We start from the raw sequence: 25,800 nt of genomic DNA on the forward strand, positions 1-25,800 counted from the left end.
ATGAAGTACGACGACGTGATGATTAGTTTTCGGAAATGGCATTAGACCAAAACCACTGAATATCTTTTATAGCTAAGAGGAATATATGGAAAAGATCGAGAATAAAGGATTAAAAGTGCAGAGCAGCCATCCCATTATTTTCACCATAATTCTTATTATGGTATTTGTGCTATCTATAAGCTATATGGCTTTTTATCAGCTAGATTTATTTAAAAACCGCCAAAAAGCTAGTGCTACAAACGAAATAGCTTATAAAAATATTGTGCCCAGTGATCCTGTATCTCTACTAGCCACAAGTTATACTAATACAATATTAGGCAATAACAACTTAAAAGAAGTCAGCTCTACTTCGTTAGGAGCAGTAGACAATTTTAATGAATCTCAAAATAATGCCCCGCTATCTGAACTGCTACCCTCCTCTGATTTATCAGACAAACCTGCTAATAACTTACCTCAAAAGAATATAGCATACCCATCTCCTATCGTGCAAAATAACTACCGTAATTATTTACTTAATATAAATCTTTTAATAGCAAACTTTTTACAGGGTAAACATTATACTGCACAAATAGATAAAATCGCAGAGGTGGCATTACCTCAAGACATAAAAAATGTTCTAGCAGATTTAGTAAATTATCATAAAAATTACTTATTTAATAATAGCGCCAAAACAGAAAAAATTTTTCCTTCTTCTCCTTCCTGGCTAGAAAAATTTATTAAGGTAGAAAAAAAACATATCTCTACTCAGGAGCAAGAAATTTTAAAACAGAAAATAACGTCACAGCTAGATTTTATAATTAATTTCTTTTATTCCCAAACATTCCAACAAAATTTTATAGAGCAAAGCAATGATTAGGTTGTTAATAATTTGCATTATATTTCTATTATTATATTTGAGTTTTACTCTATTAAGTCAACTTGATTCTGTATTAACGATCACCCTCTATGACTATCACATAGAAAGTACTTTTTTTACTTTTATTATTATATATATATTATCAGCAATCATTGGTTTCATTGGACTTAAGATAACATTTTTACTCCTAGACCTACCATTCTATATCAAAAGACTATTCCTAGCACGTCAAGTTCACAATATTAATGGCCAGCTCATAAAAGCTCTAGGAACATTGATTATGGGTGATAAAGCCGCTACTCAAAATGCTATTAAACGAATAAAAGCGCCGATCAAAAGTGATAATCAAATTTTCTATACTTTACTGCTAGCGGAAACTTCTGAAGATCAGCATCAACAAATAAAGTATTTTCAAGAATTAGAACAGTTTAAACTCACTACAGCTTTTGCTACTAAAAGATTGGGGCAAATTTTTTATCAAAAGAAGATGTATAAAGAAGCTGAAAACTATGCAATTCGCTCTTTTTATTTAAATGAGTATGATACAGATACTCTAGAAATGTTGATTGATTGCTATTTTAAGCTTTTTGAATGGGAAAAGCTTACCTTCATTATCAGTAAATTTAATAGAATTAATCCCAACAAATTCGGACCGCTAAAAAATAAATTAGCTAATTATTATACGGTTGCCGCAAAGGATATGCTAGCAAGTGACGATACTAAAAAAGCCATATATTATTTAGAAATAGCTTTACAACTGGTGCCCTCTCATTACGAAGCATTAAGTCTTTATTGTACTGTAAATTATTCTATTAAGCAAAATCTTGATATTAAAATCCTTGAAAATGCATTTACAGCAAATCCGACCTTGGAGATTGCAGCATTATATCAGCAATTTACTTCCCTCCCCCCTGCAAAGATTTATGAAGATCTAGCTACTTTAGTTAGCCCGGAACATCATATAGGTTTATTTCGAACCATAGCAGCTTTTTTAAACGTGCCTGATCAGGTACAATATTTTCAATCTACCCCTGACTTGATACCTGGTATGCCTAAAACTTTACCAACTACCCTAGAAGTCAACCAGAAAAAAGGTTAGCATAATAGATTTGTTCATAGTACCCCACAGATTTTACAGGAGGGTTAAAATAATAAATTGAATAAGTGACTGAGAGTCACTAATCTCCGCTGAGAAACAAGCAACAGGAGGTATTAATGGACTCTCAATCACTATACCAAATATTATACATATTTTTAGATTGGCACCCAGCACGAATTAAAACATTTGCAGAATTAATTTGTGCAGTAGTAAAAGCTAAAACTGTGAGAATCAAAGAATTAGCACTGTATGTCGCTTCTAAAGGCAATTTGCATGCCAAGATTGTTAAAGTTGAGCGTTTGCTTTTAGAACAAAATATGTGCTTTATAAGTTTAGGGAAAATTATTGTTAAATTGCTCTGTCTAACAGGTAAAATTAGCCTTGCCATAGATAGAACCAGCTGGCAATTTGGTATTAAAAATTTGAATTTTTTTGTTGCAACTATCGTTTATGGTAATATTTCAATTCCTATAGCATGGTTGTTACTTGATAAAAAAGGCAACTCTTCTACTAATGAAAGAAAGAAATTGATTGAGCAAATTTTAACAATTATACCTAAGGAAATGATAGAGCTTATCCTTGCCGATCGGGAATTTGTTGGTGAGGAATGGTTGCAATATATGGGTGGAATCCAAAAATTACCTTTTGCTATCAGGCTAAGAAAAAGTGAGAAGGTCAAGCATTTCAACGGTGGCAAGATGAAGTTGAATAAATGTTTTGCCGATATGCAAATGGGTGACACTAAAACTATAGAAAGCAAAATTTACAATGGTATGGCAATTAAAATAACTTGTTTGCAATTAGAAAGAGAGCAACTATTTATTGCTAGTAATGTGCTTATTGGTGAATGTGCTTTGCTAGCATATAAGCAGAGGTGGAGCATTGAGCGACCTTTTCTGTCTCTCAAGTCATCTGGATTTAATATTGAAGATACCCACATTACAGATCAAAAAAAGCTGGAAAAACTATTTGCAATAGTATCTTTATCCTTAGCTATTTGCGTGCTTGCTGGTGACATTAAGAACAAAATTTATCCTATAAAGATCAAAAAACATGGTCGTAAATTATACTCATTATTTACTTACGGATTTGATTGGATAAAAGATTATTTTTATAACTCGTTAAGTGATACCCCTGCTATGTTGTTTTCATTACTACGAAAACACATTATGCATGCCTTTCAACTTCAACAATAAGTGTGGGGTACTATGATAATTCAGATGAAATTTCAGAGTTGGGAGTATTTATTATTGATCTCAAGTTATTGAGGGTTATTCTACCCGCAATATATAAGCATTGCAAACCATTGGCATTTCAGCTGCAAACTTAGTTAAAAAATCCTCATTAATATCAACTTGTTCGTCTTCATATATTTGTAATGTTTTTCCTCTGGCTAGCCATTTACTTTCATCATTATATAAATCCTTAAGTTTTACCCCCTTATTGCTAATAGTGTATTTTACCATATCTTATCTCCTTTTGACAATTTCGTGGTTACTGATTATTCTCTATTTATCCTAAATTCATTAAAAGCCTGGATAGCTTGGCTGCACATAGTTTTTTATCTAATAGTGATATCCTTTTAAATTAAAGGTATTTCAGTTTTTAGACTAGGAGGGAGACTAGAACAAAATAACCTATACTTATCAAATACAGAGAATGGAGCGATATAATAGCTCCATTCTAATTAGATAGGATAAATTATTGTGTCTAGTCGCCTTAGCGTTATGGAACAAGTGATATATCACTCCCAAATATTGGGACCTATAGACTCTAACCCCTGCAGCTGAATCTTTAGGCTAATTATATATTTTAGAAATATAAAAATTAACCTTCTGTTAAAATATTAATGTATATATAACTTATATTTACTTATAAAGCAAGCTTAATGTGTAGCAATAACTATAATTTCCCGTCGTACTGCCTCAAATAAAAATCTAACTATTGGAAGGCTGTTGGGGTTCTACCAGAATTATAAATTCAAAAATATTAGTTTAAAAACCAAAGAGATGTACAGTGTTAAGATTAAATATTAGACTCCTTTTAGAGCTCGCTTCTGGTAGGAAATTTGAAGAAGGCTCGGAGCGTAGGGCCGCAGCGTACTTAAATGTACGCCAGGATTTGCGCCTAGATTCATTGTCCAAATTACCATCGCCAGTAGAGTGTTGAAAGAAGTCTATTATGTTTAATTACTCTCTTATAATCTTGGATCAACTGGTTCACTTTCTAATGCCAGCACCCCAAATACTAATTCGTGGACACGATAAAGTGGCTCTTTATTTACAAAACGTTGTAAGGCTTCATAGCCAAGTGCATATTCACGCAGTGCCAATGAACGTTTTGCCCCCAGCGCACGTGAACGCAAGCGTTTTAGGTGTTCAGGTGCAGTATATTCTGGACCATAGATTATGCGTAGATATTCGCGTCCACGGCATTTTATACCAGGTTGAATCAGGCCTTTCTTTCCTTTGACAGTAAAATTTAGTGGCTTTACTACCATTCCTTCTCCACCATCTGCTGTCATCTTTTGCCACCATGCTGTAGCTTCAGCACAACTATTCAAATTATTAGTATCTACTAGTCTATAATCTACCTCCTGGAATAACTCAGGATCAATATCGCATAAACGGTCAATGATTTCTAGATGCCACAGATGGTCTTTGTCCATGTTAAAATTATCCTCCGATGCTAAAATGTGGAATGGCGCAAGTTTGTAATCTACAATACTATTAACTGGCCAGCAGTAGCGACGATAAGCATCTTGGTAGAGTGTAATCATTTTTGCTCGTGCTTGAAATTTCTGAAGTAATACTTCTGAGCCTTCCATCTTGCCAGCGATTTTTTCTAGTAATGCTACAGCATTTGGTAACACGGCAGATGCTGATGCACCTACAGGTGCATATTGTTGTTCAAGTAGTGTATTTGCCTTAGCAGACCACGGCATCAATTCACAATTAAAACAAAACCAGTCTGTATTAAATATTTCCCACAATCTAGCCTTGCTAATGGCCTGTGATACACGGACTAGAAATTCTTGCTCAACATCTGGTGTATTAAAGAAGCTGCGTCCTGTACGGGTATAGCAAACACCAATCTCATTGCCGTTAGTCCCAAAGCGTTTTCGTGCAGCGCCATTATTCTTACAAACAACGATAATAGCACGAGATCCCATATGCTTTTCTTCGCAAATGAGTTTTTCTACACCATGGTTACGGTAGAAAGTAAAAGCCTCGTTTGGATGTTCAAGCAGCTCAATTTCTTTACTAGTTTCAGTAGGCGACATTGTAGGTGGTAAATAAATTAGCCAACGTGGATCAATAGTAAATCTGCTCATAACTTCCAATGCTGCAATTGTATTTTCCTCACGGAGAGTAATATTATTGTGTAGGCTAGTGGTAACGATTCGCTTGCCGGTAACATCATCAATATCCAGCATATCGTTACGTGAATTAGTCTCTGCTTTATGATTAAATGGTTGTGCTGGTTTTGAATAAACCTGTTTAGCTTGTACATCAACTAATTCCTTCTCAGGATAGCGTAACGCGGTCAGTTTGTGGCCAAATACACAACCTGTATCAATGTTAATAGTATTGTTTAGCCATTCTACCTCCGGAATCGGCGTATGACCGTAAACAATCATGGTATTACCACGATAATCTTGTGCCCATGAATAACGCACTGGTAAGCCAAATTCATTAATTTCACCTGTGGTTTCTCCATACATACAAAACTCTCGAATACGTGGTGAGCCTCTTCCAATATATTGCAATTTTAATCCTGCATGTGCCACTGCTAATTTAGCATCGTCTAGCACATAATGACTAATCAGCCCATCTAAAAATTTTATCACCTTATCTTTAAATTCCTGTGATTCCGACTCTAACTGTACCAACGATTCTGCTAAACCATGAGCTATCTTCACATTGTGTCCTTGTAGCTTACGCTTAAGTTTATCATCATGGTTACCATTAACACAGAAGGCTACGCCAGATTCTACCATATCCATGACAATTCGTAATACTTCTGGAGTGTTTGGGCCACGATCAACTAAATCACCCACTAAGATTACCTTACGATCTTCAGGATGTGTGACAATATATTGCTGATCTTTTTGTATCTGATAACCAAGTTTAATTAGCAGTGCATACAACTCATCAAAGCAGCCATGAATATCCCCAATTAGATCGAACGGTCCCCTTTCATGTTTTAAATTGTTCCAAAGTTGGGTTCGTTTAATTACAACGTTATCCACCTCTTCAACAGAGTTCAGAAGATAAACTTTGCTTACTCCTTCTTTATGTAGGTTTTTAAGGGAACGATGTAGCTGATCGCTTTGATTTCGGACTACATGCTTGCCAAATTGTCTATCAGGACGATTTTGATTACGTTCATGACAAATTTCTTTGGGGATATCAAGTACTATTGCTACTGGTATGACGTGATGCTTTCTTGCTAAATCTACCAAAGATTTACGAGCGTCCGGCTGAACGTTTGTTGCATCTACCACTACCAATCTACCAGCAATCAACCGCTTGGAGGCAATAAAATGTAAAATCTCAAATGCGTCTTTCGTTGCTGCCTGATCGTTTTCATTATCTGACACCAATGTACGACAATAATCTGAAGACAGAATTTCCGTTGATTTAAAATGTTTCTGGGCAAAAGATGACTTACCACACCCAGAAGGGCCGACTAGCATCACAACAGCAAGCTCAGGAATTTTTATGATCTTATCTATATTAGTCATTTTTTACAAAAACTCCTACTTGGGTTGGCGCTCCTAATGTGTCATGTTCATTGCCAATATTGTCAAAAGTAACATTATATCCAAATTGTTGGGCAATTTCATTTGCCCAGTGTTGAAATTCTTGTCGTGTCCATTCAAAACGATGGTCTGGGTGCCGAAATTGTCCTACAGTGAGATTCTCAAACAACACATTATATTCGATGTTTGGCGTAGTAATAATTACAATAGATGGTTTAGCAAATTCAAACACTACCCGTTTAAAAGCATCAAGTCGTGGTAAATCCATATGCTCAATAACTTCAAGCAATGTAGCAGCATCATATCCTGCTAGCCGTTTATCACGGTAGGTAAGTGCAGTTTGCATCAAGCTGATACGCTTCCGCTGAAAACTTGGCAATCGCTCTATATCTAAATATTCACTAGCAATTCTCAATACACGTGATGAAACATCGGTCCCTACAATTTGCTCAAATGAATTGTCAGATAACAAGTGCTGCAACAACTTGCCTTCTCCACATCCAAGATCAATGACACGCTTGACGTTATGAGCTTTAAGCTTTGCTATTACCCATTCTATACGTTGTTGGTTAAGATTGATTTTGTTTTCTAGCGATTCTTCTTGGGTAGTAATTACTTCACCAGATTCATTGATTTCTTCTGTTACTTGCCCTTCAGATAAACATTCTAAAGCTTCATTTGCCAGTGATTTTAAATTCTTAAGATAGCGGCGAACAATCAAATCTTTTTCAGGATGTACTGCAAGCCAACCTTCACCAAACTTCAGTAACTTCTTGACTTCATCATCACCAATCCAATAGTGTTTGTCATTATCCAACACTGGTATCAGCACATAAAGATGTATTAAAAATTCACGTAAAGGACATGTTCGCTTTAGTATCACAGTAAAATATGGGCTATAGCCCCATTCAGGAAACTTATTATCCAAGATATGCCGTATAACTTCCACCTCGTATCCCAGTGGCTTAAATAGAGAGTGTAGCAGTTTTTCATCACCACGACATGGCAACATAAATAATTTAATTTCCAATGGCATCGGTTGATCTACCAGTTCTTGCCGCTGTTTACTCTTACCTGAAAACAGCGTACCAAACCCCTTATTGAGAGCAACACTCATAAACGAAGAAGACACATAAGGCCGATCATTTACATATTGCTCAAGCGCAAAACCTTTACTAGTAAAGGTTTTGTTACGCACCAGTGCAACAGGGTCGACATCAAGGATCAGAGCAGCAGTACAACGCTCAACTGTCACTTCAGGATAAAACACATGAACATCACCAAATGATAGTTTAATAGTGTGCAAATTGTGAGGATTTTTGTGTAGCAAATATCCTATATCAGTCGCAGGGTTATAGGTCGTGGTAATTGTCAGGAGCACTCTACTAACTCAAATAATATTATGATTATACCTACGCATTGCCTTATCAAAAATCGAACTCATTGATAACTCAACGATAGGTAAGCCCCTAGTTTAACTAGGGAGACCATCAAGACTTGGCCTCATTAAACTCTGTCAAATAATGCTTTATCGTCATGATATAAATTTAATAATATTTCAGAGGTAGAACGACTCAGACTACCAGATATTCCTGAGCTTTCACCTATAATCAATGCTTTATGCATGAAGTCTAAATCTTCTTTATCAGTCACATTTCGTTGTTGAAGTTTCTGGAAAAAATTTGCCCATTCAACATAAGTGATCGTAGATGGAGTAGTTGTATAATCACCTGTACTCATATAAATCACCTGATTATATCTTAAAAATATCGCTAAAAAGAGTCAAAGTGGAAGAAGGGTGATGATATCGTTGAGTTGATTGGTCACAAGAGCAATTATATCTTGGTACCCTCTCTGTTCAAAATACAAAGTAAAATACGATTTTAATAAACCTGAACGGTCGCCTTAATTTTAGTTTGCAGACAAGCTCTAATTCCCTACCCAAAACTTATATTTCTAAGCCAGAGTTATTCCAATCATTATTAAAAACTTCTAGCCCTTTTATGGTTAATGGATGAGTGATTAATTGTTTGATAATTTTTCCTGACATTGTAGCTATATCTACACCTGACATAGCACATTGAGCTACATGGGTAAAGTTACGTATGGAAGCAGCGAGAATTTTTGTTTGCCACTGGCTTTTTTCTTGATAATTATCATATATCTGACGTATATTATTTATCAAATTCATTCCCTCTTCACCTATATCATCTAATCTTCCTATAAAAGGCGATATATAGGTAGCGCCTGCTTTAGCTGCAATAAGTGCTTGATTCACGGAAAAACATAAAGTCATGTTTACTTTCTTTTCTCGATCAGCAAAATATCTACATGCTTTAATACCATCCCATGTCATAGGTAGTTTTAGCACGATATTATTGGCTATTTCTAAAATTTTATTACCTTGTTTAACCATACCATCAAAATCATTCGCGACCACCTCAATACTAATATCTGTCTGAATAATTTTACATATTTGGATAATTGTGCTCCTAAAATCATATTTTATCTTAGAAAATAAAGACGGATTAGTAGTAATGCCATCAATTATACCTAATTGATTAATTTCTCTAATTTCCTCAACGTCAACACTATCTAAAAAAATTTTCATTTTTAACCTAACCTTGATAAAATTAAATCCAATTCTTCTAAGTTGCCATAATGAAATATTAATCTGCCACCGACGGGGTAAGTCTCTATAGTTATTTTTACATTAAATTTTTCTGATAATGATCTCGCTAGCAATTGCAAGTCATTACCTTTATTTGCTTCTTTTAAGAATTTTTGACCTACTCGTTTGTCATTCTCAGGTGATTGAGTATATTCATTTTTAGCCCAATTTCTTACTATTTCTTCAGTTTGCCTAACACTTAACTCCTTTTCAATAATATGCGCAGCAATTAACTCGGCTTGATCATGATTTATTAAGCACCTAGCGTGTCCCATAGTTAAAAGACCCTCATCAACCTTAGCTTTTACAAAATTAGGCAGCTGATTTAATCTTAATAAATTAGCTATATGGCTACGGCTTTTACTAAGTTTCTCCGCCAATTGTTCTTGCGTATAATTAAATTCTTTAATTAATCGCATAAACCCTTCTGCTTCTTCTATAACTGATAGACCTTCTCGTTGGATATTTTCAATTAAAGCTACTTCTATAATTTCTTTTTCTTCTAATTCCTTTATTATCACAGGAATGTTATGAATTTTTGCTAATTTACAAGCACGCCAACGTCTTTCCCCCGCTACAATTTTATATTTTCCGTCATTAGTTGGGCTAACAATAATAGGTTGCAATAAGCCGTTATTGCTTATAGAATCTGCTAACTCTTTTATTTTATCATATTCAAATTTTTTCCTAGGTTGTTGGTTATTCGCTTCAATTTTAACTATATCTATAATTTTTACCAGCTCTTCTTTTTCTAGAGAAAAGACGTCTTCTCCTAACAACGCAGACAACCCTTTCCCTAACCCTTTGTTTTTCATAAGCTTCTATCTAATATTTCTTTTGTTAATTCCATATAGGCAATAGATCCTAAGCATTTATGATCATAAATGATTGCCGGCTGGCCATACGATGGCGCTTCAGAGAGTTTGATATTTCTAGGAATCACCGTCTTAAAAACTAATTTTCCTAAATGTGTTCTTACATCTTTTTCCACTTGTTCAGTAAGACGATTACGTTTATCATACATGGTAAACAAAATACCAATTATTTTTATTTTAGGGTTTAGTTTTTTTTCTATAACCTCGATTGTTTTTAGTAAATGGCTTAACCCTTCTAATGAATAGAAGTCGCATTGCATAGGGATTAATACTTCATTACATGCGACTAAGGCGTTAACTGTCAGTAAATTAAGAGACGGAGGACAATCTATAATAATATAATCATATTTTTTTTCTAATTTCTTTAATGAAATTAATAAAGAATATTCCCGATTTTGCATAGGCAACAAATCTACTTCGGCCCCTGATAAATTAGTATTAGATGTAATTAAATGTAAGTTTGGTATATTAGTATCCATGATCGCTTCTTTGACACATTTTGTACCAATTAATACCTGATAAATAGTAATTTTTCTATCACTATGTTTAATTCCAAACCCTGTACTGCTATTCCCTTGCGGGTCAAGGTCTATTACTAAAATTTTTTTATCCATTACAGATAAAGCCGTCGATAAATTAACGCTAGTAGTAGTTTTAGCCACTCCTCCTTTTTGGTTTACTATAGCAATTATTTTAGTCATGCAATATTTTTTACATTATTAATTTCTAGTATTTTACTATTCTTAGAACTTATACTATCATATGTCAAATAATAAAAAGACCATTTTTTCTGCGCTTCATCAATTTCCTTCTGATATTCTTGACCTTTAAGCAATAGATATTTAGCTTTTACTTTAATATTTTGGGTATAACTAAAAAACTTTTTGAGCGGCGAACAGGCTCTAGAAGTTAGGATATCACAATTTAAGTCTAGCGTCTCTATTCTTTGATTTATTATATTGATTTTATTATCACAAATTTTAGCAGCTTGGGCTAAAAAAATTGATTTTCTTGTATCTGATTCAACCAAAGTAACATTTTGTACCCCTGCAATAGACAAGACCACCCCAGGAAACCCTCCTCCTGAACCAACATCGACTAAATGTATATTTAACTCATCAATATATTGCATTAATTGTAAGGAATCCAAGATATGTCTTGACCATAGCTCACCTGCAGACTTATAAGAAACCAAATTAATAGTTTTATTCCATTTTAGTATTAGTGACTGATATCTTTTTAGCGCAATCATAGTTTCACGTGAAACATTCTTAACCTCATACATTAATTTTTATATTTTGTTTTAATATAAATTATTAGAGCGGTTAAGGCAGCTGGAGTAATACCTGAAATTCTTCTAGCTGCTCCTATAGTAGTAGGCCTATAACAATATAGCTTCTCTTTTACTTCGGTAGATAAATTAGGAATCAATGAATAATCTATATCCTCATCTATTATTTCTTTTTCTTCTTCCTTAAATAATTTAATATCTATACTTTGACGTATTAAGTAAGCAGAATATTTGGATTCTACAGAAATATAATTAAGTATTATTTTATCTATTGAGGAAAGTGTCGGAAAAATTTCAAGAACTGTACTTAATTTTAACGCTGGAAATCCTAATAAATCAAAGGCAGTTTTATACGTTCCATCTTGAGATACTGGTACTCCAAAATTCATTAATTTAGCAGTAGTGATAGAAAGTTTTCGGGTAATTTCTCTAGCTATTTGAAGTTGTTCATATTTCTTAATAAAAATTTCTTTACGTAATGCGCATACCATTCCTAACTCTATAGCCTTTGGCGTGAGCCTTAAATCTGCATTATCCGCTCTCAATGAAAGTCTATACTCTGATCTAGAAGTAAACATTCTATAAGGTTCTAGTGTACCAAGAGTAATCAAATCATCAATCATAACCCCGATATACGAATCTGCTCTGGTTAAAATGAAACAAGTTTGATTCTTTACCGACAAAGCGGCATTAATGCCTGCCACTATGCCTTGTCCTGCTGCCTCTTCATAGCCAGTAGTACCATTAATCTGGCCGGCAAAATATAAACCTTTAACTTTTTTTGTTTCAAGAGTTGCTCTTAATTCTCTAGGATCGACATAGTCATATTCTATGGCATAACCTGGTCTTAGCATAATTGCCTTCTTAAGACCAGGAATGGTTTTAAGTAATTGTAGCTGTACATCTTCAGGTAATGAGGTAGATATACCATTTGGATATATAGTATAATCATTTAGACCTTCTGGCTCTAAAAATATTTGATGACTTAATTTAGAACTAAACCTAATCACTTTATCCTCAATAGACGGACAATATCTTGGGCCCCTTCCTTCTATTTGGCCAGAATACATAGCTGATTTCTCTAGATTATTTTTAATAATCTCATGAGTTTGTTCAGTGGTTCTAGTAATAAAACAATTGATTTGTTTTACTTTTACGATTTCTGTAAGCTGCGAAAAAGGGATAGGGTTTTTATCTCCTGGCTGCACTTCTATTTCATCATAATTAATGGTTCTACCATCTAACCTGGGAGGCGTGCCCGTTTTTAGCCTACCTAGAGCAAATCCTAATTTCCTTAATGTATTGGACAAGCCATACGATGGTTCTTCCCCTGCTCTCCCTGCTGGTATTTTGTGAGACCCAATATGTATCAGCCCTGACAAGAAAGTGCCTGTGGTTAACACAACTTTCTGGCACTTGATTCTAGTACCGTCCTGTAGAATTACTGCTTTTATTTCATATTGATCAACTTCTATATCTCCTACAGAAGCATACATAATAGTTAAATTTTGTTGACTATTTAAAACCTCGTACATAGCTTTTTTATAAAGCTTTCTATCAGCCTGCGCTCTTGGGCCCCAAACTGCTGGTCCTTTACTTGCATTTAACATTTTATAATGAATGCCAGCTTGATCTATTACTATACCCATAAGACCTCCTAGCGCATCAATCTCTTTTACTAAAGTGCCTTTTGCCACCCCTCCTATGGCAGGATTACAAGACATTTCTCCAAGATTATCAGGTTTTAAAGTGATTAAAAGAGTATCTATCCCTAATCGTGCTGACGCTGACGATGCTTCACAACCAGCATGACCCCCTCCAATCACTATAACACTATATTGCATGAATTAATCCCAGTAAATAGTTACAAAAGCTGTATCGTATTTTAATTATTTAAACAACAGTAACATTAACTTATCAAATAAAAAAACCTATACTACAGAAATTTAAGTTATGCATTATAACATAGGTGCTTACTTAACATCTTGAGTTTAGATTATTATAAAAAACTACCCTACGATTTCAGCAGGACTAAAAAACAAGCTTATCTCTCTTTGAGCACTATTGAGATTATCAGACCCATGAATGCTATTCGCTTCAATGCTTTCCGCAAAGTCTTTTCTAATTGTTCCCGGCTGGGCATCTTGTGGGTTAGTGGCGCCCATTACTTCACGGTTTTTTAAAATAGCATTTTCCCCTCTAAGTACCTGTAGTACCACAGGACCAGATATAATATATTGGATCAAGCTATTAAAAAAGCCTTTAGATCTATGCTCGTGATAAAAGGCTTCCGCTTGTTCTCTAGACAAAACCACCATTTTTTGCGCAACTATTTTTAAGCCTTCCTGCTCCAAGTAAGAATTAATTTTACCAATTAAATTTCTTTTTGTAGCATCAGGCTTAATCATTGAAAATGTATATTCTTGAGACACAATAAACCTTATTATATTTTATCGTCAATGTTTATATAATTTTTGAATATTTAGCAAGTAAATTCTGTTAATTCCATACTAAATGAGATTAAGTGCTATAAAGTAGTTAGAGATTATAAATTAAATAATTTTATTATTTATTGAATCCATACATGCAAATGTTGCAAATTTTATTATTTCGCTAGCTGACATTCCCATTTGTAATATTTGAACTGGATATTGTAACCCACTAATTATTGGACCTATAAAAATACCTCCAGCTAATTGTTGTAGTAGTTGAGTGGAAATCCTGGCTGAATGCATTCCCGGCATAATTAAAACATTGGCAGGGCCAGATAACTTACAAAATGGATATAAATTACGTAAAGTAGGGTTTAATGCTGCTTCCGCAGACATCTCGCCATCATATTCAAAATCCAATTGCATACTATCTAAAATTTTAATAGCATCTCTTATTCGAGTAGTATTTTCTCGCATAGGATTACCAAAGGTAGAAAATGAAAGTAGAGCTGCCCTTGGATTCATCCCCATATTTTTTGCTATGATAGCAGTTTGCAAAGTGATTTCTACTAGATCTTGCTCATCTGGAATTTCAGCAATACTATTATCCGCAATAATTATATTATGTTCTTTAGAAATCATAATTGAGTAGCCTAAAATTCTATTATTCTCTTTAGCCCCCATTATTTTCATAACATCTTCTAAATTATTATAATAGCTTTGAGTTACTCCTGTAACCATACAATCTGCATCTTCACAAGCTATCATGCAGGCTGAAAAAACATTTCTATTACTTTTCACTAACCTAGCACAATCACGATACAAATAGCCAGTGCGTTGTAATCTAGTATAAAGCTTATCTATATATTTATCAAGGTTAGGAGTAACAGCAGCATTCATTATAGTAATACCTGCTAAATTATCCTTCAGACCCATTTTATCTAAAGTAACAAATATCTTAGCAGCTCTACCAACCAGTATAGGAGTCGCATAACAAGCATCACGCATCATAATAGCAGCCATAATCACTTCTTCCTCTTCCCCTTCCGCAAACACTATTTTTTGGAGTGAGGAAGCATGAATTTTCTCTAGCAATAAATTCATATAGTGGGAGGTAGGATTTAACCTATTTTCTAATTCTTTTTTATATTTCGTAGCATTAAAAGTAGTAATTTTTGCAACTCCGCTATCTATAGCAGCTTTAGCTACTGCTATTGGAATGGTAGTAATTAATCTTGGATCAAATGGGACAGGAATAATATATTCTGGGCCAAAGCTCATTTTTCTACCAGCATATGCTTTATAGACTTCATCAGGCACAGGTTGCCTTGCTAATTCAGCTAACGCCATTGCCGCAGCAATTTTCATTTCTTGATTGATAGTCGTAGCTCTAATATCCAAAGCCCCACGAAAAATGTACGGGAATCCCATAACATTATTAACCTGATTATTATAATCAGAACGTCCGGTAGCAATAATTGCATCATCTCTTACTGTTTTTACTTCTTCTGGAGTAATTTCTGGATCAGGATTTGCCATAGCAAAAATAATAGGATTTGCTGCCATAGAAGCAACCATTTCTTTGGTTACTGCCCCTTTACTTGATAAACCTAGCAATATATCTGCAGATTTCATTGCCTCACTTAAAGTACGTAAATTAGTCTCGGCCGCATATCGTTCCTTCCATTTATTCATCCCTTCTTGCCGACCTTTGTATACTACTCCTTTAGTATCACATAAAATAATATTGTGACCATTTACCCCAATAGAAATTAACAATTCAATACATGCAATTGCAGCAGCCCCCGCCCCATTTACTACAATTTTCATATTATTCAAAGAACGATTAGTCAAATAAGCAGCGTTAATAAGGCCAGCTGCAGTAATAATAGCTGTCCCATGTTGATCATCGTGAAAAACTGGGATCTGCATGCTATTCTTTAATTTTTCTTCAATTATAAAGCATTCTGGGGCTTTAATATCCTCTAAATTAATACCTCCAAAGCTATAATTAAGATATTTTACTACATTAATAAATTCTTCAGGGTCACTAGTGTTAACCTCGAGATCGATAGCATCAATATCAGCAAAATTTTTGAATAAAACTGCTTTCCCTTCCATTACCGGTTTAGAAGCAGCAGCTCCCAAATTACCCAGACCAAGAACCGCACTACCATTGGTTATTACTGCCACTAAATTACCCCTGGCGGTATATTTATAGATATTATCTATATTTTTTGCAATTTCTAAGCATGGGGCAGCTACTCCTGGCGAATAAGCTAAAGCTAAGTCTTGTTGTGTAATTAAAGATTTAGTTGGCACAATAGCAATTTTACCCGGTCTATCTTTTTGATGATATTCTAACGCTCTATTATAATTTATTTTATTCATTTCATCCATAAGTTAAAATTTCTCTTATTAATTCATTACATGTGTATACTACTCGTACCCACAGAGTTGGATATAGTCAATTAAGATGAATTAGGGACTAGGAGCGAGGCGCGAAGCCTAGAGATACTAGGTGAGCAACGAGCGACGACGTCCATAGTTTATATTAATTGACTATACGATAGAATCAACTTCAAGAAGAGCGAGGCAGTAGCAAAGCCTGAAGGAGCGAAAGCAGTACAGACTAGTACGGGGCTACCTGCAAATCTTTATGGCATGTACCTTCGCCAATTCTTGAAGTTCCTAGAGTATACAGTATCTCATTCTATAACAAATATTTAATCCTTTACAAATTTTTAAGTTAATTTAACAAACCACCTCCTAAATATCAAGTAGTCTGTCCAAATTAACAGTTAACCCCATAAATACATAAGGACTGATAATGAAATTACGGAAAAAAGTGTTGTAAAAGTAATAATAGATGCCATAGATTCTGGGTCCCCTCCAAGCTGACGGGATAGGACATAAGCTGTACTAGCACAGGGTAAACAACTATACAATACTCCAATTGATCTGGCTGGGCCAGTAATCGACATTAATGACAAAACAATTACGGTAACAATAGGGAAAACTACTAATTTAACAAAACTAGTAAATAAGACATTATGTAAAAGCGCTCCTCGCATGGCAAATTTAAGTCCCGCCCCAACATTCAACATACCTATAGCCAAAGCTGAATCAGATAGAGTAGATAAAGTCTTCTTGATCCCTAGATATAATTCTAAGTTAGAGTAATTAAACAGAAAACCAACTATACTAGCTATAATTAAAGGATTTTGTAATATTAACTTCAGCATTAATATAAAACTAGCGCGCGGACTTTGAGATATCGAACTATCAGGGATATAGCGGGCAAAGATCATTACGGAAATAATGTTAGTAAAGATAATCATATAGGATGAAATTACTGACACTATAGCAAGCCCATTTGCTCCTAAAAGAGGACTACTAATAGCAAAAAAAATATAACTATTATAACGCACCGCTCCTTGAAATATTGAAGTAAATTGAATTTTATCAAAGTTAGTTTTTTTTTGATAAATAATTAACCCTAATGAAACAATACCAGTTGAAATAATTAATGCAAAAACAAGCCGAATAATTGCTGCAGCACTCAGGTCAGCTACAGAAATATAATTAAATAGCATAATGGGGAAGAGAAAAAAATATGATAATTTTTCTAATCCTCTCCAAAATTCTTCAGAAGTTAACCATTTCCTTTTTATAATACTTCCAAGAAGAGTAATCAAAAAAATAGGTAATGTGCTAGAAAAAATTTCGTTCATCCGTCTAACTCACCAACCTTTTATTAGACTTTCTGCATAAATTGATCTAGTTGGTGATTTTGTCGTCCAAACTTGCCGCCGCTCTTCAGGTACATCTCTGTACGCAGCTCGGCTCGGCTTCGTTTTTTCTAAAAATTCCCAGGTCTTTTTCGTCTTATACAGGAAGTCTATTAAAATTATTATAAAAAATTTATTCATTATTTCCATGGCAATATTTATATTTTTTATTAGATCCACAAGGACATAATTCATTTCTAGCTACCTTTCCCCAACTTGTTGGATCAGAGTGAATTCTATTTTCAGGATGTACGTGTGTTTTAATAGTTTTCACTTGAGCATCAACATTAACGCCGGCATTATATTTACTAAAAGCAGGGTCTTCTCTAGTTTCACGCATAACTTGCAGCTTTTTATTCTCTAAGAACAGCGTGTCTTTATAGGGATGAGTATCATCTATATGCAGATGACACACTCGCTGTATAAATAGCTCTTTTAAGTTATCTAACATTTGTTCAAATAAATAAAATGCTTCCCTCTTATATTCATTAAGCGGATCTTTCTGAGCATAAGCTCTTAATGAAATACCTTGACGTAAATGGTCTAAGTTATGTAAATGATCTTTCCATACTTGATCTAAAGTAGTCAATAAAATATACTTAACAACATCATTCATTAAATCAACACCATATGTTTCCCTTTTGACCCGATATAACTCTTGCACCATTTTTTCAGCATTAGATGTCACTTCTACCTCAGTAATATCGGTTTTTGTCATTGTTTCAGGAGGTAGAGTTATAGCAAAAATTCGCTGTAATTCTCCCACTAAATTATCCAAATTCCAATCCTCTTTATAAGATCCCGGGGGCAAACAGGTTATTACTATTTTTTCTACCATTTCTTTTGTCATATCGCTTAAGAAAACTTGGGTATCGTTTGCTGCAATAATATCTGTACGTTGTTCATAAATTATTTTGCGTTGATCGCTCATAACATCGTCAAAACGCAATAAATTTTTACGTATTTCATAATTATGGGCCTCAACTTTTTGTTGAGCTTTTTCAAGAGAACGACTAATCATAGGATGATGAATCGCTTCTCCATCCTTTAATCCTAAAGTTCGTAACACTCCCGAAATACGATCCGAAGCAAAAATACGCATTAAATCATCCTCCAAAGATAGGAAAAATTTTGTATTACCTGGATCTCCTTGCCTACCGGATCTTCCTCTTAGTTGATTATCTATCCTACGGCTCTCATGTCGTTCGGTACCTATAACAAATAATCCCCCTGCTTCTATTACACGCTTCTTTTCCTCTGCAGTTTCCTCTTGTATTTTTTTTACTTCTAATTGATACTCCTCTTCGGATAATTTCTTGAATGAAAGCTGTTCTATTAACATTGCCGGATTACCACCAAGCATAATATCAGTACCACGCCCTGCCATATTGGTAGCAATAGTTACTGCTTTAAATCGCCCAGCTTGGGCTATAATGAAAGCCTCTTGTTGATGAAATTTTGCATTTAAAACATTATGTAATATTTTATTTTTATTAAGTAAGGTAGAAATTTCTTCAGATTTTTCTATGCTCACTGTTCCTACTAATACAGGCTGCCCACGATCATAACAATCTTTTATTAGCTTAATTATTGCTTCATATTTTTCTTGTTTGCTACCATATACTTCATCATCATGATCAATTCTAGTTATAGGTTGATGAGTAGGAACAGCCAGTACATCAAGATTATAGATATCTTTCAACTCAGCCGCTTCAGTAACAGCCGTGCCAGTCATACCAGATAATTTAGGATAATTCCTAAAATAATTTTGAAAAGTAATAGAAGCCAAAGTCTGATTTTCATTCTGTATTGAGACATATTCTTTTGCTTCTAATGCTTGATGTAATCCTTCCGAATATCTTCGCCCCCCCATAACACGACCAGTAAATTCATCAATAATCATTACTTTACCATCACGTACTAAATACTCAACATCACGATTAAAAAGATGGTGAGCTCGCAGCGACTGATTAATATAATGAACTAACTTTAAATTATCCAAGTCATATAAACTTGAACCATTTTTAATAAGCTTGTTGTCAATTAGCATTGATTCCACATGCGTGATACCATGTTCAGTCAAATTAACTGTACGTAATTTTTCATCTTTTTCATAATCTTCATCTTTAAATTTGCGCACTAATTTATCAATTTTAGTATATAAATCTGATGTATCATCTACTGGCCCTGATATCACTAACGGTGTTCTTGCTTCATCAATTAAAATTGAATCCGCTTCATCAATAATAGCAAAATTAAAAGGACGTAGCACCTTTGAATCTTCACTATATTTCATATTATCTCTTAGAAAATCAAACCCTAATTCATTGTTAGTAGCATAAGTAATATCTGCCATATAAGCATCCCGTCTTTCCTCATCACTAATATTTGCCACAACACAACCTACAGATAGGCCAAGGAAATTATAAATTTTCCCCATACCTTCAGAATCACGTTTAGCCAGATAATCATTTACAGTCACCACATGAACCCCTTTAGCTGTAAGAGCGTTAAGGTAAGCGGGCAGGGTGGCAACCAAGGTTTTACCTTCACCAGTACGCATTTCTGTAATCATACCCCGATGTAGTATTAACCCTCCAATTAGCTGAACATCAAAATGTCTTATTCCATATATCCTTTTTGTAACTTCACGAACAACAGCAAAAGCCTCATAAGTTATATTATCTAATGGTTCTCCCTTTTTTAATCTCTCTCTAAATAAGGCAGTCTTACCCTGTAATTCTTCGTTAGAAAGGCTCTGGATTTCTGGTTCTAATAAATTAATTTGTTTAATTTCTAATGATAGTTTTTTAACAGATCTATCATTTGCTGTACCGAATAGTCTTGTAAGTAGAGAGAACATTTAAATCCTAGTGTGAATACAAATACCATATTTATATGGTATTTTACAAATTTATCAAATAATATTGTAAATAGAAGTTGACGTAAACCTATTATCCTTCTAAAACATACTATTTATAAGTAATACAATATATTAATGGAACACAAATGAAAAGAACATCTATAGTTTTTTTATCTGCTACCTTACTTGCTAGTATAGCTTTTGCAGATGAAGACAAAATTATCGCTACTTATAAGGGAGGAGAAGTCAAGGAATCCCAAGTAATGAAAGAAATTCAACCATTTTTGGCTGCTCAGCCAGGAGGGAAAGATAAAAAGTTTAGTGATTTTGATGCACGTATCCAGAAAGACTTAGTTTACGGTTATATCGATGCAAAACTAATCGAGCAAGAAGCCTCAAAGTTAGGCATTGAAACCTCTAAAGAATTTCAAGATAAACTAAATAACATCAAAAGACAGTTAGTGACTCAAGAATTTTATGAGCGTTATGTAAAATCTAATGTTACTGACAAAATGATTAATGCTGAATATGATAAATTAGCTGCTAGTTTAAAAGGTAAGGAAGAAGTAAAAGTAAGCCATATTTTGGTAGCTAGTGAGAAAGAAGCAATTAATGTAAAAAATAAACTTAATAAAGGTGAAAAATTTGCTAAACTTGCTACAGAATTTTCAACAGATGAAGCAACAAAAGCAAATGGCGGAGAAATAGGTTATATCACTTCTGGCCAGCTAGTACCTGAATTTGAAAATAAAGCCCTTTCTATGAAAGTTAATGAAATATCCGCTCCTGTTAAAACTCAATTTGGCTGGCATATTATTAATGTGCTTGACAAAAGACCTGCTCGTATACCTTCCAAAGAAGAAGCGACTCCTAATATCACTAATAAACTTGGAAGAGACGCTATACAGCAATATGTTACTGAACTTGAAAATAAAGCAGAGATAAAGATATTGCTACCAAAAGCTCCGGCCACAAATGAAAGCACCAAAGACAAAGCGGAGAAAGGAGCTTAAAGGAGCAGTAGGAAAGATTTTTCTCATAAGTATTTTTATAAATTATTACTTGAGAAAATCCTAAGTGCTTTTTTAGAAATACTCCTATAAGTGAAGAGTTGGTAGACGAGAGAATTAACTCCAAGAAGAGCAGAAGTGTCAAAGCCCTCGGAGCGTAGCTTACATATTAAGTATGTAAGCACCCTCGAACTTTATAACACGACGACTATAACTCAACGACGCCAATTCTTGAAGCTCACCGAAATACCCACTACTACATTAGCTGCCCGTTTTGTAACAAGGCAGCTTTGCCCTTAAACTATCCTCGCATTTAACTATATTTCGAACCTTTACATTATTGCCAATAATCCTTCTGTTAGGTTCCGCGCGCCTCACCACTCATACTCCTACTACTGTCTTGAAAGCGACTTGGTATAAGAACTACCTCCCCTAAAAATTAAAGACAGGTTTTTTATAAGAATAACTGGCTATCTAGCCATTTTTTCCCTTTAATTGAGAGTAAAGGATACACTTGTTGTTTGATTTTATTATAATATTGCTTTATATAATCTTTTTCATCGTTACTTAACATTTTTAGCTCAATTAATTCTTTAGCATATGGAACTAAAGTCAGTGTATCAAATTCTAAATAATTAGCTGACTCCTTACCCTGCGCCGGTAAATTGCTACCCACAATCTCTAAAGCGTTTGCGGAACCACTGATATCTCTAGAATAGGGAAAATATTCTTTAATATACATTAAATTTTCTATTCTAATGCCAAAATCTCCTACTTTGTAATATCCTGGCTCATTAGACACAATCATCCCAGGCTTTAAGAAAATGTTATTTCGCAAGCTAATACCGTGCGGACCTTCATGTACATTTAAAAAACTACCTACACCATGACCTGTACCGTGCGGATAATCTTGAAAATCTTGCCATAAAAACTGTCTAGCTAACACATCTAAATTTGATCCCGTAACATTATTGTTTGGAAACTTAATCTTCGATAAAGCAATATGCCCTTTTAGAACTTGTGTATAACGTAATTTTTGTTCTATTGTCGGTTTGCCTATGGCAAAAGTTCTGGTTACATCAGTTGTCCCTCCTTTATATTGCCCCCCTGAGTCAATTAATAATAAACCATTACCTACGATTTGTTTTGCCTGTGATAAAGATGCACGGTAGTGAATTATAGCCCCATGCTCTTTAAAGCCGCAAATAGTTGGAAAACTATCCATAATATAATGAGTTTGTTTAGCTCTAAAACCTGTTAGTATCTCACCAAGGCTATATTCAGTTTGCTTGCCTAGTAAGTCAGAGGGTAATGTAAATAAATAAGCAAAAAATTCACATAACGCTACCGCATCTTGAATATGACAATTAACAGCATGAGTAATTTCAACATTGTTCTTACAGGCTTTTAATAATTGACAAGGATCACTAACTTTTTCTGTTATTTTATTATTTAACAATTCCTTAACATAAATAGAGGTAGTAGATTCATCAAATAAGATTTTACCATCTTGATTATGCAATATAATTTCAAAATTTTCTTCTGCGCAAAAGGTTATATCAGGCCTAGCCAACATAATATCTTTACTAACCTTTGTTAAATTAGTAAATACAAATAAACTATCTACCGTTATTATAACTTTCCCAAGTAGCAGAGGAGAATAAGAAATATCATTTGCTCGAAGGTTTAATAGCCAGCATATTGAATCTAGTGTAGTAATTATAAGAGCAATAGCATAATGTTGGATTAATAAGTTCCTTGCTTCAGCAATTTTATCACTATAAGCCTGGCCAGCAAATTCTATATCATGAGCATATATTGAGGAAATAGGGGGGGCAGGCTTATCAATCCAAATTTTATCTACTAGATTATCTGTTATTTTCAACAAACACGGCACTATTTTAGCAAATATTGTTAATTTACTATTTGTAAAAAGCCTAGGATCATAACCCAATATCGCCTTCTTATCTAAGTAATTATCCCAAGGAAAAGCTAGTAAGTTGTTAATATCAAAAATGTAGAAAAAACTTTGATCTAATTCTAGCTTGCTTTGTTCTAAATAACGACCATCTGTAAAAAACAATCCCTTATCTTGACAGATTATAGCTATACCGTTTGAACCGCTAAAATTAGTGAGATATTTTAGCCTTTGGCCGCCCGCTGGGGGGTATTCACTAAAATATTGATCATTAGAAGGAACTATATATGCACTTATTTGATAGTGATCAAAAAGAGCTATGATATTACCGATAGGAGCGTGCATAAAGATTTTATGAAATTATTATAACCCTTTTCCTCTAATTCTTTTTTTAATCGCCCTTTCCGATAAAGTCTTTACATGACTTTTACTCTCTTCTTTTTCACTCAAAGGTTGCAAATAACTCCTTGCCGGTTCCGCTAGCTTTTTAGCAGCTTCTAGTAAAGTATTGTGAGATGAACTTGGATTTTGTTGCTTAATGCCCTCAGCTATTACTTGTCTGAAAAGAGTTTTTTCAAGTTTTTGCTCCTTTGTCACGGGAGCTACCCTACCTAAGGCCTCGTCCACGCTAAACTTGGAGAGATATTTGCTAAGCTTTTCCAACGTTTTGATACTCAACATTGAGAATTATTACCTTTTTTTTAAAAAACTACGAAATGCATCTTCACTACAACCAATTTTAACTCCTAGCTGATACAAAGTGATATTTTGCTTTTCTAATAGATTATTGATAAAATTTATCAAGTTGACCCTTAATTCTTCTGAAGTTAATTTAGTATATTTCTGTCCTTTCATGGAAGAAGAGGAGTTTATACCCAACATTTCATCAATAGAACACTCAAAAAAATCTGCAAGTTTAACTATCGTTTCTAATCTTGGATACCTTTCCCCATCATATAACTTTCGCATAGTAGTTAGAGGAATAGCAGATTTGTTAGAAAGCTGACGAATAGTGAGTTGTTGCTCTTCCATTTTTTGATGGAGGAAATTTCTTAAGTTACTAAACCAATCCATTATAAATAAATGTTTTTAAAATTAATCCGTTAAAAACGGTTTTTTTCCTTGACAGCCGATGAGAAAATTACTAAAGTACAGTTTAACATCTATTAACAATTATAAGACTACTTGCTCTTTAATTAATAACTTTGCGATTCTCAATTATACAAAAACTTTATAGTATTTTATACTGATAATAAAAACATAACCCCTATTATAAAGCTCAACTTTTTTATAATTTATTAGTTAAGTTTAATAAAGGAGTTATTTAAAAAAAACTTTATTTTATTATATAAAATATTCTGTAAATATATCCAAAATTTAAGTTAGAAGCAAATATTATTGTGATTTAGATAAGAATTTTTTTAAATAGTGCCTAGGTTGTGTAAAGGAAATTTTTATATAATGTTAACTATAATGGAAAGAAGAGCTTATCATGCAAAATGATCTTAATGAAAAAACACATAATATAAATTATCCTAAAGAGCTAAAATTGCTCAATAATAAAATTATAACTATGTCCGGTTATATAATTGCTATGAGGTCTGAAAATATAAAAGAGACTAAAAAAACTGAGGATACTTTAAAGCTATTAGTTAAACAAACTGACGATATCAAGAGAGAAATCCGGATTTGTTTAATTACTTTATGGTTCTTGGCTATTCTGTGCCTACAAAAAAACTTTTAGTATATTACTTTTCTTACCTTACTTTCCTAAATATAGGAGATTCACAGCAAGCTATATATTAGGATTAAATCCTTGAGATTGGGAGGGGGTTTGTTCAATATTTGTTGAGACATTTACTACATTATGTTTAATTCCTAAATCTGGTACATGTTCATATCGCATTCCATTACCTAATAATTTATGGCCATATTGGTTTACAGCATTTTTGTCCTCTATAGAAAATTTCATAACTATTAATTCTGTAATTTCATACAAAAACTTCCAAGACAATTCAATTTTCTCTTGTAAAGAAAGATGCTTTATATATCCTTCTCTATTATAAACTACCTCATTAGTTGGCGGAGCTTCTTGCGCTCTATCCCTATTAGCTATTCTCTTTCTTCGTTTATAAAAAAGGTAAATAAATATAGTAACAATAGCTAGAAATAAACCTCCTATTATCAAATCAATATTTTTCATAAGTTTTCCTATTCAGCTTTAAATAA

At 33.8% G+C, this 25,800-nt stretch carries 22 protein-coding genes; 5 read left to right on the plus strand and 17 right to left on the minus strand.

The genetic code is table 11. The features are described from left to right. Nucleotides 1-85 precede the first annotated feature (85 nt). From ACFELV_RS02855 to ACFELV_RS02865, 3 genes are all read left to right on the plus strand, one after another. A complete protein-coding gene (locus ACFELV_RS02855) occupies nucleotides 86-856 on the plus strand; it encodes a hypothetical protein (RefSeq protein WP_375326461.1) in 771 nt (256 codons plus the stop codon). 37 nt (nucleotides 857-893) lie between these two features. After that, a complete protein-coding gene (locus ACFELV_RS02860; RefSeq protein WP_375326460.1) occupies nucleotides 894-1,955 on the plus strand; it encodes a tetratricopeptide repeat protein in 1,062 nt (353 codons plus the stop codon). Between the two features lie 116 nt (nucleotides 1,956-2,071). Beyond that, nucleotides 2,072-3,151 (plus strand): IS4 family transposase, encoded by a 1,080-nt coding sequence (locus ACFELV_RS02865; protein ID WP_375326208.1) that lies wholly within the window; start codon nucleotides 2,072-2,074, stop codon nucleotides 3,149-3,151. A 75-nt stretch (nucleotides 3,152-3,226) separates the two neighbouring features. Here ACFELV_RS02865 and ACFELV_RS02870 read toward each other — a convergent pair whose 3' ends face one another. The 13 genes from ACFELV_RS02870 to secA form a co-directional block, all read right to left on the minus strand. Then, nucleotides 3,227-3,421 carry a hypothetical protein gene (locus tag ACFELV_RS02870; protein ID WP_375326668.1) on the minus strand — a complete coding sequence of 65 codons (195 nt, stop codon included), beginning with the start codon at nucleotides 3,419-3,421 and terminating at the stop codon, nucleotides 3,227-3,229. A 731-nt stretch (nucleotides 3,422-4,152) separates the two neighbouring features. Continuing rightward, the gene (locus ACFELV_RS02875) at nucleotides 4,153-6,702 is read right to left on the minus strand and encodes a polynucleotide kinase-phosphatase (RefSeq protein ID WP_375326669.1); all 2,550 of its coding nucleotides are present in this window, start codon (nucleotides 6,700-6,702) and stop codon (nucleotides 4,153-4,155) included. Next, nucleotides 6,695-8,101, minus strand: coding sequence for a 3' terminal RNA ribose 2'-O-methyltransferase Hen1 (locus ACFELV_RS02880; protein WP_375326670.1), 1,407 nt, complete (start codon nucleotides 8,099-8,101; stop codon nucleotides 6,695-6,697). Before ACFELV_RS02880 ends, ACFELV_RS02875 begins: the two co-directional genes overlap by 8 nt. Before the next feature lie 125 nt (nucleotides 8,102-8,226). Continuing rightward, nucleotides 8,227-8,460 carry a hypothetical protein gene (locus ACFELV_RS02885; RefSeq protein WP_375326671.1) on the minus strand — a complete coding sequence of 78 codons (234 nt, stop codon included), beginning with the start codon at nucleotides 8,458-8,460 and terminating at the stop codon, nucleotides 8,227-8,229. A 208-nt stretch (nucleotides 8,461-8,668) separates the two neighbouring features. Further along, nucleotides 8,669-9,331 (minus strand): transaldolase family protein, encoded by a 663-nt coding sequence (locus ACFELV_RS02890; RefSeq protein WP_375326672.1) that lies wholly within the window; start codon nucleotides 9,329-9,331, stop codon nucleotides 8,669-8,671. A 2-nt stretch (nucleotides 9,332-9,333) separates the two neighbouring features. Then, complete coding sequence (locus tag ACFELV_RS02895; RefSeq protein ID WP_375326673.1) at nucleotides 9,334-10,206, minus strand: ParB/RepB/Spo0J family partition protein; 873 nt, start codon at nucleotides 10,204-10,206, stop codon at nucleotides 9,334-9,336. Further along, on the minus strand, nucleotides 10,203-10,967 hold the full coding sequence (locus tag ACFELV_RS02900) for a ParA family protein (protein WP_375326674.1): 765 nt from the start codon (nucleotides 10,965-10,967) through the stop codon (nucleotides 10,203-10,205). The genes ACFELV_RS02895 and ACFELV_RS02900 overlap by 4 nt, the downstream gene beginning before the upstream one ends. Further along, nucleotides 10,964-11,551, minus strand: coding sequence for a 16S rRNA (guanine(527)-N(7))-methyltransferase RsmG (gene rsmG, locus ACFELV_RS02905; RefSeq protein WP_375326675.1), 588 nt, complete (start codon nucleotides 11,549-11,551; stop codon nucleotides 10,964-10,966). Before rsmG ends, ACFELV_RS02900 begins: the two co-directional genes overlap by 4 nt. Beyond that, nucleotides 11,551-13,401, minus strand: coding sequence for a tRNA uridine-5-carboxymethylaminomethyl(34) synthesis enzyme MnmG (gene mnmG, locus ACFELV_RS02910; RefSeq protein ID WP_375326676.1), 1,851 nt, complete (start codon nucleotides 13,399-13,401; stop codon nucleotides 11,551-11,553). Before mnmG ends, rsmG begins: the two co-directional genes overlap by 1 nt. A 165-nt stretch (nucleotides 13,402-13,566) precedes the next feature. Continuing rightward, entirely contained in the window at nucleotides 13,567-13,989 is a 423-nt protein-coding gene (ndk, locus tag ACFELV_RS02915; protein WP_375326677.1) for a nucleoside-diphosphate kinase, read from the minus strand. 120 nt (nucleotides 13,990-14,109) lie between these two features. Continuing rightward, nucleotides 14,110-16,389 carry an NADP-dependent malic enzyme gene (locus ACFELV_RS02920; RefSeq protein WP_375326678.1) on the minus strand — a complete coding sequence of 760 codons (2,280 nt, stop codon included), beginning with the start codon at nucleotides 16,387-16,389 and terminating at the stop codon, nucleotides 14,110-14,112. A 401-nt stretch (nucleotides 16,390-16,790) separates the two neighbouring features. Beyond that, nucleotides 16,791-17,723 carry an AEC family transporter gene (locus tag ACFELV_RS02925; protein ID WP_375326679.1) on the minus strand — a complete coding sequence of 311 codons (933 nt, stop codon included), beginning with the start codon at nucleotides 17,721-17,723 and terminating at the stop codon, nucleotides 16,791-16,793. 190 nt (nucleotides 17,724-17,913) lie between these two features. Further along, a complete protein-coding gene (gene secA, locus ACFELV_RS02930; protein ID WP_375326680.1) occupies nucleotides 17,914-20,643 on the minus strand; it encodes a preprotein translocase subunit SecA in 2,730 nt (909 codons plus the stop codon). Between the two features lie 146 nt (nucleotides 20,644-20,789). On the opposite strand from secA, the gene ACFELV_RS02935 reads away from it, so the two are divergent. Then, complete coding sequence (locus tag ACFELV_RS02935; RefSeq protein WP_375326681.1) at nucleotides 20,790-21,656, plus strand: peptidylprolyl isomerase; 867 nt, start codon at nucleotides 20,790-20,792, stop codon at nucleotides 21,654-21,656. A 451-nt stretch (nucleotides 21,657-22,107) separates the two neighbouring features. On the opposite strand, the gene ACFELV_RS02940 is transcribed toward ACFELV_RS02935, so the two are convergent. Genes ACFELV_RS02940 through ACFELV_RS02950 form a run of 3 tightly spaced genes read right to left on the minus strand, consistent with a single transcriptional unit; the run spans nucleotide 22,108 to nucleotide 24,645 of the window. Beyond that, the gene (locus ACFELV_RS02940; protein ID WP_375326682.1) at nucleotides 22,108-23,916 is read right to left on the minus strand and encodes a M24 family metallopeptidase; all 1,809 of its coding nucleotides are present in this window, start codon (nucleotides 23,914-23,916) and stop codon (nucleotides 22,108-22,110) included. Nucleotides 23,917-23,934: 18 nt separating this feature from the next. Further along, entirely contained in the window at nucleotides 23,935-24,252 is a 318-nt protein-coding gene (locus ACFELV_RS02945) for a hypothetical protein (RefSeq protein WP_375326683.1), read from the minus strand. Between the two features lie 9 nt (nucleotides 24,253-24,261). Then, entirely contained in the window at nucleotides 24,262-24,645 is a 384-nt protein-coding gene (locus ACFELV_RS02950; RefSeq protein ID WP_375326684.1) for a helix-turn-helix domain-containing protein, read from the minus strand. A gap of 418 nt (nucleotides 24,646-25,063) precedes the next feature. Here ACFELV_RS02950 and ACFELV_RS02955 point away from each other — a divergent pair, with 418 nt between their 5' ends. Then, nucleotides 25,064-25,315, plus strand: a complete 252-nt coding sequence (locus ACFELV_RS02955) for a hypothetical protein (RefSeq protein ID WP_375326685.1) — start codon at nucleotides 25,064-25,066, stop codon at nucleotides 25,313-25,315. Nucleotides 25,316-25,366: 51 nt separating this feature from the next. Here the strand turns inward: ACFELV_RS02955 and ACFELV_RS02960 are convergent, their stop codons facing one another. Continuing rightward, nucleotides 25,367-25,774, minus strand: coding sequence for a DUF2660 domain-containing protein (locus ACFELV_RS02960; protein ID WP_375326686.1), 408 nt, complete (start codon nucleotides 25,772-25,774; stop codon nucleotides 25,367-25,369). Between the last annotated feature and the right edge of the window lie 26 nt (nucleotides 25,775-25,800).

The organism is Candidatus Tisiphia endosymbiont of Nemotelus uliginosus (assembly GCF_964264835.1).
In the GTDB taxonomy this organism is placed as follows: domain Bacteria; phylum Pseudomonadota; class Alphaproteobacteria; order Rickettsiales; family Rickettsiaceae; genus Tisiphia.

Excerpts from the sequence above, each read along its gene's own strand:
- ACFELV_RS02870 (WP_375326668.1), bottom strand. The coding sequence starts at position 3,421 with ATGGTAAAATACACTATTAGCAATAAGGGGGTAAAACTTAAGGATTTA.
- ACFELV_RS02945 (WP_375326683.1), bottom strand. The coding sequence starts at position 24,252 with ATGTTGAGTATCAAAACGTTGGAAAAGCTTAGCAAATATCTCTCCAAG.
- ACFELV_RS02925 (WP_375326679.1), bottom strand. The coding sequence starts at position 17,723 with ATGAACGAAATTTTTTCTAGCACATTACCTATTTTTTTGATTACTCTT.
- ACFELV_RS02900 (WP_375326674.1), bottom strand. The coding sequence starts at position 10,967 with ATGACTAAAATAATTGCTATAGTAAACCAAAAAGGAGGAGTGGCTAAA.
- ACFELV_RS02920 (WP_375326678.1), bottom strand. The coding sequence starts at position 16,389 with ATGGATGAAATGAATAAAATAAATTATAATAGAGCGTTAGAATATCAT.
- ACFELV_RS02950 (WP_375326684.1), bottom strand. The coding sequence starts at position 24,645 with ATGGATTGGTTTAGTAACTTAAGAAATTTCCTCCATCAAAAAATGGAA.
- ACFELV_RS02895 (WP_375326673.1), bottom strand. The coding sequence starts at position 10,206 with ATGAAAAACAAAGGGTTAGGGAAAGGGTTGTCTGCGTTGTTAGGAGAA.
- ACFELV_RS02885 (WP_375326671.1), bottom strand. The coding sequence starts at position 8,460 with ATGAGTACAGGTGATTATACAACTACTCCATCTACGATCACTTATGTT.
- ACFELV_RS02935 (WP_375326681.1), top strand. The coding sequence starts at position 20,790 with ATGAAAAGAACATCTATAGTTTTTTTATCTGCTACCTTACTTGCTAGT.
- ACFELV_RS02865 (WP_375326208.1), top strand. The coding sequence starts at position 2,072 with ATGGACTCTCAATCACTATACCAAATATTATACATATTTTTAGATTGG.
- ACFELV_RS02855 (WP_375326461.1), top strand. The coding sequence starts at position 86 with ATGGAAAAGATCGAGAATAAAGGATTAAAAGTGCAGAGCAGCCATCCC.
- secA (WP_375326680.1), bottom strand. The coding sequence starts at position 20,643 with ATGTTCTCTCTACTTACAAGACTATTCGGTACAGCAAATGATAGATCT.
- ACFELV_RS02875 (WP_375326669.1), bottom strand. The coding sequence starts at position 6,702 with ATGACTAATATAGATAAGATCATAAAAATTCCTGAGCTTGCTGTTGTG.
- mnmG (WP_375326676.1), bottom strand. The coding sequence starts at position 13,401 with ATGCAATATAGTGTTATAGTGATTGGAGGGGGTCATGCTGGTTGTGAA.
- ACFELV_RS02960 (WP_375326686.1), bottom strand. The coding sequence starts at position 25,774 with ATGAAAAATATTGATTTGATAATAGGAGGTTTATTTCTAGCTATTGTT.
- ACFELV_RS02940 (WP_375326682.1), bottom strand. The coding sequence starts at position 23,916 with ATGCACGCTCCTATCGGTAATATCATAGCTCTTTTTGATCACTATCAA.
- ACFELV_RS02890 (WP_375326672.1), bottom strand. The coding sequence starts at position 9,331 with ATGAAAATTTTTTTAGATAGTGTTGACGTTGAGGAAATTAGAGAAATT.
- ACFELV_RS02955 (WP_375326685.1), top strand. The coding sequence starts at position 25,064 with ATGCAAAATGATCTTAATGAAAAAACACATAATATAAATTATCCTAAA.
- rsmG (WP_375326675.1), bottom strand. The coding sequence starts at position 11,551 with ATGTATGAGGTTAAGAATGTTTCACGTGAAACTATGATTGCGCTAAAA.